We start from the raw sequence: 10,891 nt of genomic DNA on the forward strand, positions 1-10,891 counted from the left end.
CCTTGCCAATATTTGACGAAATGGGGTGATGTGATGTTGTAACTTCCAGGGCGCGACGTTATATCCTCGGCCATGGGATCGATGGTTTCAACGGAGCGGCTTGATCGACTGGCCATCGGCCTGTCGGGGCTCTGCCTCGTCCATTGCCTCGGAACCGCCGTGGCGCTGGCGTTGCTCGCGAGTGCCGGTGGGGTCCTTGGCGCGCCGATCATTCACGAGATTGGTCTGACATTGGCGATGATCATGGGGACGCTCGCGCTCGGTCGCGGCATCTTCGATCATGGCTACACGATGCCCAGCGCCATCGGCGGTCTTGGCCTTGGTGTCATGGCCGGAGCGCTGACCTTGCCGCACAATGGCAGCGAGGCCCTGTTCACGGTGGTCGGCGTCGCCATCCTGGCGCTCGGCCATCGGCTTAACCACATCGCCTACGAATAGCCGGGTCGGCTTGTCGCGACGGCGCGGCAGGCCTATCTTGTCCGTCATGGCCGCTTCCCATTCGCACCACCTCCACTCGGGCGATTCGCTCCGGCAGGAAGCCGAGAAGCAGATCGTGTCGCGTGGCGAGCAGTGGACCGACATGCGTGCCGCCGTGTTCGACGCGCTGGCGACGTTCGACAAGCCGGCGTCGGCCTATGACATCGCCGAAGCTGTCTCCAAGGCGCTTGGCCGGCGGATCGCCGCCAATAGCGTTTATCGCATACTCGACCTGTTCGTGACGACCAACCTGGCGATGCGCGTCGAAAGCGCCAACGCCTATGTCGCTAACGAGCATCCGGGCTGCCTCCACGATTGCATCTTCCTCATTTGCGACAATTGCGGATCGACCCGCCACATCGACAACGACCGGCTGTCCGGCGGCGTCAGAGAGGCGGCCGAGGCGGCGGGGTTCGAGCCGGTGCGGCCGGTCATCGAGGTGCGCGGCAAATGCGGGACGTGCGACTGAGGCTTTTGCTGTCTTCCGGAACCGAGTAGGGCCATCCGATGTCTGATCGTCCCGTGACCCCGCTTCTCGACACCATCCAGTCGCCCGCCGACATCCGCAAACTATCGAAGTCGCAGCTGCCGCAGCTCTCCGATGAGCTCCGGCAGGAGATGATTTCGGCGGTCTCCGTCACCGGCGGGCACCTTGGCGCGGGGCTTGGCGTGGTCGAACTGACCGTCGCCATCCACCACGTGTTCAACACACCGGACGACATCCTCATCTGGGACGTCGGGCACCAGGCCTATCCCCACAAGATCGTCACCGGCCGCCGCGACCGCATCCGGACGCTCCGCCAGGGCGGGGGGCTCAGCGGCTTCACCAAGCGCAGCGAAAGCGAATATGATCCGTTCGGCGCCGCGCACAGCTCGACCTCCATCTCCGCCGCGCTCGGCTTCGCTGTCGCCAACAAGCTCAGTGGCAGTCCGGGACGGGCGATTGCCGTCATCGGCGATGGCGCGATGAGCGCCGGCATGGCCTACGAGGCGATGAACAATGCCCAGGCCGCGGGAAGCCGTCTGATCGTCATCCTCAACGACAACGATATGTCGATCGCGCCGCCCGTCGGTGGGCTGTCGCATTATCTCGCGCGGCTGGTCTCGTCCGGAAAGTATCTCGGCGTCCGGGATTTTGCGCGCAAGGTGTTCCGCCGGATGCCGCGTCCGGTCGAATCCGTCGCGCGCAAGGCCGAGGAATATGCCCGCGGCATGGCGACCGGCGGGACATTGTTCGAGGAACTCGGCTTCTACTACGTCGGTCCGGTCGACGGTCATGACGTCGAGGGGCTGGTCGAAATCCTCGAAAATGTCCGGGACGCTCACGAGGGGCCGATCCTGGTCCATGCCGTCACCAAGAAGGGCAAGGGCTACGCCCCGGCGGAAGAATCTGCCGACAAGTATCATGGTGTGGTCAAGTTCGACGTCGTTTCGGGCAAGCAGGACAAGGGCCCGGGCGGCGGTCCGCCGGCATACACCGCCGTCTTTGCGGATGCGCTCGTTGCGGAGGCGCGCCGCGACGACAAGGTGGTCGCGATCACCGCCGCGATGCCCTCGGGCACCGGCCTCGACCGGTTCGAAAGAGAATTTCCCGACCGCACGTTCGATGTCGGAATCGCCGAACAACATGCGGTGACCTTCGCCGCCGGTCTGGCCGCGCAAGGCTATCGCCCGTTCTGTGCGATCTATTCGACCTTCCTGCAGCGCGCGTACGACCAGCTGGTCCACGACGTCGCCATCCAGAACCTGCCGGTGCGCTTCGCAATGGATCGCGCCGGGCTGGTCGGTGCTGATGGCTGCACCCACGCCGGGGCATTCGATCTCGCTTACCTGTGCACGCTGCCCAACATGGTGGTGATGGCCGCGGCGGACGAGGTGGAGCTTACGCACATGGTTCATACCATGGCGCTCCATGACAGCGGCCCGATCGCGGTCCGCTATCCTCGCGGGAACGGCCGCGGTCTGGAGATGCCCGCCCAGCCCGAACGACTGGCGATCGGCAAGGGCCGCATCGTCAAGGAAGGCAAGAAGGTCGCCATCCTGTCGCTCGGCACCCGCCTCGAGGAAGCTGAAAGGGCGGCCGCGCTGCTGGAAGCCAAGGGCCTGTCGACGACGGTCGCGGACATGCGTTTCGCCAAGCCGCTCGACGAAGAGCTGATCCGCAAGCTGCTGACCAGCCATGAGGTGGCGGTCACGGTTGAGGAAGGGGCTGTTGGCGGCTTCGGCGCGCACGTCCTCACGTTGGCCAGCGACGAAGGATTGATCGATGCCGGGCTGAAGCTCCGCACGATGCGCCTGCCCGACATCTTCCAGGACCATGACGCGCCGATGAAGCAGTACGACGAGGCCGGTCTCAATGCGCCGCACATCGTCGAGACGGTCCTGAAGGCGCTTCGCCGCAACGATGTCGGCATCGATGCGGACGCGGGAGCGATCGCCTGACACTCGGTATGTGGGGAGTCGTCGGCGCACTGGCGCTGATGGGCTTGTTTTTCGCGACCATGCCGATTGCGCGGGCGCGTCATGCCCGGCTGGCGAAGAAGCGCGGGCGGACGACCAGTGAGAGCTTTGATGCCCTCATGCTGCGCGCCGGCGTTTCAGGGACCACTTCGCGTTATTTGTGGAAGAACCTGCAGGCCTATTATCACGAGCCACTGACTCCCCACCCGGACGACCGGCTGGAAAGCGTCATTGCCATTGATCGCCCCGAGATCGAGGGCCTCGTGTCGCACTTCTGGTCGACGATGCGCGGGCATGACGCCTTCCCGACGCGCTCGCCGCTCCGTGACGATCCGACCGTTGCCGAACTCGGTCGCTATTTCGACAGCCTCACCGGCTGGACCGTCCTCCGCGCCGCATGACCCGGTGGCGGCGTTGGGGGCGACGCGCGCTGGCCGCGCTGGCGACGCTGGCCATTCTCCTTTCTTTCCTGCCCGCGTGGCAGACCGACCGGTGGTGGGTCCGGCAATGGGACTATCCGCGGCTGCAGGTGGCCGCAGTCCTGCTGGTCATCCTGCCGCTCCTGTTCTGGGCCGCGTACCGGCGGACAGCCGGCTTCTGGGCGCTGACCGCCGGATCCGCGGCGGCGCTAGCTTGGCAGGTTACCCACTTCGTAGCCTATCTGCCGCCCTACCCAAGGCAGGTCGCCAGCACGGATCGTTGCGCGCCGGGCGAGACGATCTCACTGCTCAACGCCAATGTCCTTCAGACCAACCGCGATTACGATGCGGTCCTGCAACTGGTTGCCGCGAAGCAGCCCGACATCCTACTGGCGCTCGAGACAGGACCCGACTGGGCGCGCGCGATGGTGCCGCTCAAGAAGGCGTATCCCTATCGCCTGGTCGAGCCGGTGCCGTCGACGTACGGCATGATGCTGTTTTCGAAGCTGCCGATGCGCGGCGAGGTGCGCAACCTGCTCCAGCCGGCGGTTCCTTCGGCGTGGACGCAGGTGCAACTGCGCGGTGGCCAGTGGATCGACTTCTATGCGCTCCATCCCGAACCGCCCTGGCCGGGCGACGACAGCGGTGAACGCGACGCCGAGCTTCTGACGGTCGGCAAGCAGGTTCGCGCCAAAGGCCGCGCGGCGATCGTCATGGGTGATCTCAACGACGTCGCCTGGTCCTACACCTCGCGCCTGTTCAAGCGCGTGGCCGGCATGCACGACCCGCGTGTGGGTCGCGGCTTTTACCCTACGTTCAATGCCAATTATCCGCTGCTGCGCTGGCCACTGGACCACCTGTTCGTCAGTCCGCATTTCAAAGTGATGCAGGTCGACCTGCTCAAGGACGTTGGCTCCGATCATCTGCCGATCTATTTCAAGCTGTGCCTGACCGACCGTGCCGGTGAGCGCGAAGTTGCTCCGGCTGTCGGTCCGGCCACCGCTGCCGAAGCGAACGAGGAAATAGGCGAGGGCAGGCAGGAGTCGCACGAGGAAAATCGTGGGGAATAAAGTCCGTGCCGACCAATTGTTAGTGGCCCGGGGACTGGCGGAAAGCCGTGCCCGTGCCCAGGCACTAATCCTTGCCGGCAACGTGTTTGCCGGGGAGAAGCGCGTCGCCAAGGCGGGCGACACCTTTCCCGAAGAGGTCCTGCTGACGGTGAAGGGGCGCGACCATCCCTGGGTTTCGCGCGGGGGATCAAGCTCGCCCACGGCCTCGCGCATTTCGGCTTCGACGTGGCGGGCGCGGTCGGGCTTGACGTCGGCTCCTCGACCGGCGGGTTCACCGACGTGTTGCTGACGAACGGCGCGGTGCGCGTCTACGCCATCGATGTCGGCACGAACCAGCTGGCGTGGAAGCTTCGCTCCGACGATCGCGTGATCGTGCATGAGCAGACCAACGCGCGCGCTCTAACCCACGATATCGTGCCGGAAGCGGTCGACATCGTCGTGTGCGACGCCAGCTTCATCGCTCTGTCGAAGGTCCTCGACGCTGCCCTCGATCTTGCCCGGGACGGCGCGATGCTGGTGGCGCTGGTCAAGCCGCAATTCGAAGCGGGGCGGGGTGAAATCGGCAAGGGTGGCGTGGTGCGCGATCCCCACATCCATGCCCGCGTTTGCGACGAAGCGAGGGCATGGGTCACTTCGAAGGGCTGGCGCGTTCTGGGGATCGAGCAAAGTCCGATTACCGGCCCGGAAGGCAATGTCGAATTCCTGCTGGGCGCCATCAAGGAGCCAATATGAGCGAGCTGTCGAAATCCGGCGATTCAGGCATCTGGAAGAAGGCGCTGTTGACGGTGCCGGCGATCGTCATTGCCGGAAGCCTGATGGGGTATCTGTCGAACAGTGGTTTCGGCAACGCCTGGTACGATCCGCTTCAGAAACCCTCCTTCCAGCCGCCGGGTTGGGCGTTCGGCGCGGTGTGGACCACGCTTTACACGATGATGGGCATCGCGCTTGCGACCATCCTCAACGAGCCGCGCTCCAAGCACCGCAGCACCGGCCTGGTGCTGTTCTTCATCCAGCTGGGGCTCAACTTCCTGTGGTCGCCGGTGTTCTTCGGCGCGGGCGCGATCGACTGGGCCTTCCTCATCATCCTGGCGATGAATGTGCTGGTGACGATGACGATAATCGCGTTCTGGAAAGTGCGCCCACTGGCGGGCGCGCTTCTCATTCCCTATCTGGCATGGTTGTGCCTGGCCACCGTGCTCAATCATGAGACGGGGCGGCTCAACCCGGGCGCGGATCGCGCGCCGCTGGGACTAACGGGAGCCTGACGAATGCAATCCGAAAACCGCCTGTTCGAAGACCTCGTCAAAATGATGAACGGCGCGGCGGGCACCTTTGCCGGCATGGGCCGCGAGGCTGAATCCTCGATGCGCCAGAAGATGCGTGAATGGGTCGGCGGCCTCGACATGGTCAGCCGCGAGGAATTCGATGCGGTCAAGGCGATGGCCATCGCCGCCCGCGACGAGAATGACGCTCTGAAAAAACGGATCGACGCGCTGGAGGCGGCCGCCAAGCCAGCCAAGGCACCGAAGGCGCCCAAGGCGGGAGCCTGACCCTGACCGACGCGACCGACGAAGCAGAGGAGCGCGACGACGGCGCGCCGATCGACGTGCTCGAACAATATTTCGAAGCGCGCGGCTGGGCCTGTGAACGTACGGGCGACGGCGAAATCATTGCGTCCGCCACTGGCAGTTGGGCCCAGTATGAGCTTCGCGGCGTTTGGCGCCCGGACGACCAGGTGCTCCAGTTCCTTGCGTTCCCGGACATCAAGGTCGGCCCCGAAAAGCGCGGCCAGATCTACGAATCGCTCGGCCTGATCAACGAGCAGCTCTGGCTGGGGCATTTTGAGCTGTGGTCTGGTTCCGGGCTGGTGGTATTCCGCCACGCGACGCTCGTCGGCGAGGGTGACGGTCTCAGCTTCGAACAGGCCGAGGCCATTGCGGAGGCGGCGATCGAGGAATGCGAGCGCTTCTACCCCGTGTTTCAGTTCGTGCTGTGGGGCGGGAAGTCCCCGTCCGAAGCCATTTCGGCCGCGCTGATCGACACCGTCGGCGAAGCCTGACGCGTGATCGCCCTTCCCGAGCCCGCCTGGTTCGTCGGTTGCGGCAACATGGCGGGCGCCATGGTCGACGGCTGGCGGAAGGCCGGTGCCGACCTTTCCGGCGTTACCGTCATTCGGCCGAGCGGGACGCCGGTCGAAGGTGTCCGGACCGTCACCGCATATCCGGCAGGTGATAAGCCGGTATTCGTGATGCTCGGTTTCAAGCCGCAGAAGCTTGACGAGGTCGTGCCGTCGCTGGCGCCTCTGGTCGGTTCGAACTGCATCGTCGTCTCCCTTCTTGCCGGCGTTTCGGCGGAGACGCTGCGCGCGCGCTTTCCATCGGCGCGCTTCGTCGTTCGCGCCATGCCGAACCTTGCCGTGTCGGAGCGGCTCGGCGTTACCGGCCTCCATGCCGTCGAGGACGACCTCGAAGCGCGGGAACTGGTGGAAGGCCTGATGTCCGCGTTGGGCCTAGCGCCATGGTTCGAGACCGAGGCGGAGCTCGGGGCGCTCGGCGCAGTCGCCGCGGCGGGCCCGGCCTATGTCGCTCGCTTTGCCGCTGCGATGGCTGCAGGGGGTGAAGCGCTAGGCCTCCCTGCCGACCTGTCGCGGCAGATCGCCGACAAGACGCTGGTCGGGACCGCAGCGCTGGCCGCCAAGGGCGAGAGCATGGAGTCGATCGCCCGGCGCGTTGCAAGCCCGCGAGGGACCACTGAGCAGGGTCTGCGGGTGCTCGACGCGTCCGATGGCCTGCAGCCGCTCGTTGATCGAATGCTTGAGGCCGCGGTCCGCCGGGGCCGTGAGCTGGCCGAGGAAGCTGCCCGCCACGGTTGATTCAGTGCGGCCGCTCCCGTAGGCGCCTCGTGCACTGCATCGAAGGACAATAAGGGATGGCGGACACCGCAAGTTTCGACGATCGGGACGGCTGGATCTGGTTTGACGGGAAGCTCGTTCCGTGGCGCGAGGCGAACGTCCATATCCTGACGCACGCGATGCACTACGCGAGTTCTGTGTTTGAAGGGCAGCGCGCTTACAACGGAGTCATCTTCCGGCTGAACGACCATAGCGAGCGCCTGCGCCGCTCGGCGTCGATCCTTGGCTTCGACCTTCCCTGGTCAGCCGAGCAGATCAGCGATGCCTGCAACGAGGTCCTGAAGGCCAATGGCCTGACCGATGCCTACGTGCGTCCGATCGCCTGGCGCGGTTCGGAGCAGATGGGCGTCAGCGCGCAGAAGACCAAGCCACATCTCGCCATCGCGGCGTGGGAGTGGGGCAAGTATTTCGATCCGTCCATTGCCGAGAGGGGTATCCGCCTCGACATTTCGCCGTGGCGTCGTCCCGCGCCCTACACTGCGCCGACCCAGTCGAAGGCGGCTGGCCTGTACATGATTTGCACCATGGCAAAGCACGCCGCCGAGGATCGCGGTTACAACGACGCGCTGATGTTCGACTGGCGTGGGCAGGTGGCGGAAGCGACCGGCGCGAACGCCTTCTTCATCCGCGACAACAAGCTCTACACGCCGACGCCCGATTGCTTCCTGAACGGCATCACCCGCCGCACCGTGATGGGACTGGCCGAAAAGCGGGGCATCGAGGTCATCGAACGGGCAATCTGGCCAGAAGAACTTGAAAGCTTCCAACAATTCTTCCTGACCGGCAGCGCCGCGGAAGTAACGTTCGTCCAATCCGCCGGACCGTGGAATTTTGAAGTCGGAGAGTTGTCGCGCCAGCTTAGTCGTGACTATGATGACCTCGTCAATGGGCGCGCCGTTAACAACTAGGGGCGGCCGTTCCGTTCACACTTTTTTGTAACCTGTCTCTGCAAAAGCGGGATTGGCGAATGGTGTTGGGGAACCCCGTCTTGAGTCGCGTTTTGCGTCGGAAGATTTCCGGATGAAGGGGCACGTGACGGAGCTGCCTCGCGCGTCATTGCGCGAGGTATTCGATATGCGTGTGCCCCGTGACGCGCGCGGCCGGGCCATCCGCCGCGCCCAGCTGGATGCTTTCGTCCGGTTGGTGCCGACTACGGTCATCGTCCAGCTACTGACGGCCGCGGTCCTTGTCGCCTCATTCCGGGGAAGCGTCGATTCCCTCTGGCTCGGGCTCTGGTTTGGGGCGGCCGTCCTGGCCTGCTTTGCCCGGTTGGCGCGCGCCATCCGTTTGCGCATCGATTTCGAGTACGCCCGCGCGCATCCCCCGAACCTCCTGAACATCTGCGTCATCGTCTGCGTCCTGGCCGGCCTGTGGCTGATCCCGCCCATATTCTGGTTCGACCAGGCCGGACCCGAGCAGCAATTGTTCCTCTGCGTGCTCGCCGCCGCGCTGATCAGCGCCGGATCGGTCACGATGGTCTCGGTGCCGCCGGTCGCGCTGTCCTACGTCAGCATCATGCTGATCGCCTGCGTGACGATCACCTACAAGCTCGACAATTATCCGCTCATTGCCCTGTCGGTGATCTACGCGGCGCTGCTGGTCGGGGCGATCGTTACCAACTCCCGGCAATTCATCGCTAACGTGAAAGCCAATCTCGACCTGCAGGAACGCGGCGAGATCATCCAGCTGCTGCGCGAATTCGAGGCGTCCGGGTCGGGCGGATTGTGGGAACTCGACGCGGATCTCCACATCACCAACATCTCGACCGAGCTCGCGTCGGGCATCGACATGACCACCGATGAAATCATCGGCCGGCATGCGCGCGATTTGCTCGATCCCGGTTACCGCGCCAGCGACCTGTCGACGGGCATGCGACGCCTCTTCGAGCAATTGGAGTCTGGGCAGCCATTCCGTGACCTCGCCGTTCCGGCGGTGAAGACGGGCCGCTGGTGGTCCCTGTCGGGGAAGCCGCTGCGCGATGCCTATGGCGAAGTCATCGGCTGGCGCGGCGTCGGGTCCGACATTACCGACCTGCGACTGACCGGCGACGATGCGGTCCGCGCCGCGCGCCGCGATCCCCTTACCGGCCTCGCGAATCGCCTGCTCGTGCGAGAGTTGCTCGAGGAATCGATCCTGTCGCACTGGAAAGGTCGTGGCGGCTGCGCGCTGCTGCTCGTGGACCTCGACAAGTTCAAGCTGGTCAACGACACGCTGGGACACGCCATCGGGGACCAGCTGCTGATCGAGGTCGCCCGCCGGCTGGAACGGACCACTGGCGGCCACGGCAGCGTCGGACGCCTCGGGGGGGACGAGTTCGCGCTGATCTGGACGGGGCCGACCGACAACGAAACGCTGTCGCGCCTTGCCGACAAGATCATCGCGCAGCTCAGCAAGACCTACACGATCGGTGCCGCCAGCCTTCACATCGGCGCGACGATCGGCATCGCCCGCGGCCCCGTCGATGGCCGCCGCGAGGAACAGCTGATGCGCAGCGCCGACCTCGCGCTGTATCGCGCCAAGGAAGCGGGCCGGGGCGGGTACGCCTTCTTCGAAAGCTACATGTTCGAAGAGGCGGAAGATAACCGCCTGCTGGAAAACGACGTGCGCGACGCGCTTCACGGCGACGGACTCCGGCTGGCCTATCAGCCGATCGTCGATGCGCGGACTGGCGAAGTCGTCGGGCGAGAGGCACTTCTTCGGTGGCGCCATCCCACGCGGGGCGAGATTTCGCCCGAACTGTTCGTCCCGATTATCGAAGATGCCGGTCTCATCCACCAGATCGGCGACTGGGTGATCCGCGAGGCGTGCGCCGAAGCGTCGAAGTGGGACGAGAAATTCCGGGTCGCGGTGAATGTATCGGCGGCGCAGCTCCCGGGGGCCGGCCTTGCCAAGACAGTTCTGGGGGCCCTTGCGAACAGCGGACTGGAGCCATCACGGCTCGAGCTGGAGGTGACCGAGACTGTATTCCTTGGGGATGATGCCTCGACGCTGGCGTCACTGGAACGGTTGCGGGCACTCGGCGTGCGGCTCGTGCTCGACGATTTCGGCAAGGGCTACTCGTCGTTCGGTTATCTCTCACGAGCGCATTTCTCGAAGATCAAGATCGACCAGACCTTCGTGCGCGGCGCGGCGCAGGGCGAAAAGGAAAGCATCGCCATCGTCCACGCAATCCTCGCGCTTGCCAACGGCCTGGACGTGGAGACCACGGCCGAAGGGGTCGAGACCGAACGCCAGGCCAAGGTCATGCGCGATCTTGGCTGCACGCAGTTGCAGGGCTTCTTCTTCGGCCGGCCGGTGCCGCCGGAATCGCTGGTCGGCGTTGACCGGCGAGCCGTTCGCCACCTCGCCTGACCCCCTTTCCTCAGCACGATCAGCCGCTATAAGCCGCCGCGACCCGCTGCGGCCCACGCGTGCCGCAAGCCCATGCTGGGGCGTCGCCAAGTGGTAAGGCACCGGTTTTTGGTACCGGCATTCGCAGGTTCGAATCCTGCCGCCCCAGCCAGCATCCCTTCCCGATCGGTGACAAACCAGGAGCTTGGTCCTGTCCCGTCCTG

General features: G+C 65.0%; 11 protein-coding genes, 1 tRNA gene and 1 pseudogene. All 13 read left to right on the forward strand.

Annotated elements, in window-relative coordinates; genetic code table 11:
• Positions 1-81 precede the first annotated feature (81 nt).
• On the forward strand, positions 82-438 hold the full coding sequence (locus H9L12_RS03575) for a MerC domain-containing protein (protein WP_246450561.1): 357 nt from the start codon (positions 82-84) through the stop codon (positions 436-438).
• Between the two features lie 46 nt (positions 439-484).
• Positions 485-946: a Fur family transcriptional regulator gene (locus H9L12_RS03580; protein WP_187542645.1), complete on the forward strand. Its 462-nt coding sequence runs from the start codon at positions 485-487 to the stop codon at positions 944-946.
• A 38-nt stretch (positions 947-984) separates the two neighbouring features.
• The gene (gene dxs / locus H9L12_RS03585; protein ID WP_187542646.1) at positions 985-2,919 is read left to right on the forward strand and encodes a 1-deoxy-D-xylulose-5-phosphate synthase; all 1,935 of its coding nucleotides are present in this window, start codon (positions 985-987) and stop codon (positions 2,917-2,919) included.
• An 8-nt stretch (positions 2,920-2,927) separates the two neighbouring features.
• Complete coding sequence (locus H9L12_RS03590; RefSeq protein ID WP_187542647.1) at positions 2,928-3,338, forward strand: hypothetical protein; 411 nt, start codon at positions 2,928-2,930, stop codon at positions 3,336-3,338.
• The gene (locus tag H9L12_RS03595; RefSeq protein WP_187542648.1) at positions 3,335-4,426 is read left to right on the forward strand and encodes an endonuclease/exonuclease/phosphatase family protein; all 1,092 of its coding nucleotides are present in this window, start codon (positions 3,335-3,337) and stop codon (positions 4,424-4,426) included. The genes H9L12_RS03590 and H9L12_RS03595 overlap by 4 nt, the downstream gene beginning before the upstream one ends.
• Positions 4,416-5,158: pseudogene (locus H9L12_RS03600) on the forward strand (TlyA family RNA methyltransferase). The gene H9L12_RS03595 and the pseudogene H9L12_RS03600 overlap by 11 nt, the downstream one beginning before the upstream one ends.
• Entirely contained in the window at positions 5,155-5,691 is a 537-nt protein-coding gene (locus H9L12_RS03605; RefSeq protein WP_187542649.1) for a TspO/MBR family protein, read from the forward strand. Before H9L12_RS03600 ends, H9L12_RS03605 begins: the two are co-directional and overlap by 4 nt.
• A 3-nt stretch (positions 5,692-5,694) precedes the next feature.
• Positions 5,695-5,976 (forward strand): accessory factor UbiK family protein, encoded by a 282-nt coding sequence (locus tag H9L12_RS03610; protein WP_187542650.1) that lies wholly within the window; start codon positions 5,695-5,697, stop codon positions 5,974-5,976.
• Between the two features lie 2 nt (positions 5,977-5,978).
• Positions 5,979-6,485 (forward strand): type III secretion system chaperone family protein, encoded by a 507-nt coding sequence (locus H9L12_RS03615; RefSeq protein WP_187543148.1) that lies wholly within the window; start codon positions 5,979-5,981, stop codon positions 6,483-6,485.
• A gap of 3 nt (positions 6,486-6,488) precedes the next feature.
• Positions 6,489-7,298, forward strand: coding sequence for a pyrroline-5-carboxylate reductase family protein (locus tag H9L12_RS03620; protein ID WP_187542651.1), 810 nt, complete (start codon positions 6,489-6,491; stop codon positions 7,296-7,298).
• Positions 7,299-7,354: 56 nt separating this feature from the next.
• Positions 7,355-8,245, forward strand: coding sequence for a branched-chain amino acid aminotransferase (locus H9L12_RS03625; protein ID WP_187542652.1), 891 nt, complete (start codon positions 7,355-7,357; stop codon positions 8,243-8,245).
• 166 nt (positions 8,246-8,411) lie between these two features.
• Positions 8,412-10,688 (forward strand): putative bifunctional diguanylate cyclase/phosphodiesterase, encoded by a 2,277-nt coding sequence (locus tag H9L12_RS03630; protein WP_187542653.1) that lies wholly within the window; start codon positions 8,412-8,414, stop codon positions 10,686-10,688.
• Positions 10,689-10,764: 76 nt separating this feature from the next.
• Positions 10,765-10,839, forward strand: a tRNA-Gln gene (locus tag H9L12_RS03635).
• Positions 10,840-10,891 lie beyond the last annotated feature (52 nt).

Source organism: Sphingomonas rhizophila (genome assembly GCF_014396585.1).
Lineage (GTDB): Bacteria > Pseudomonadota > Alphaproteobacteria > Sphingomonadales > Sphingomonadaceae > Sphingomicrobium > Sphingomicrobium rhizophilum.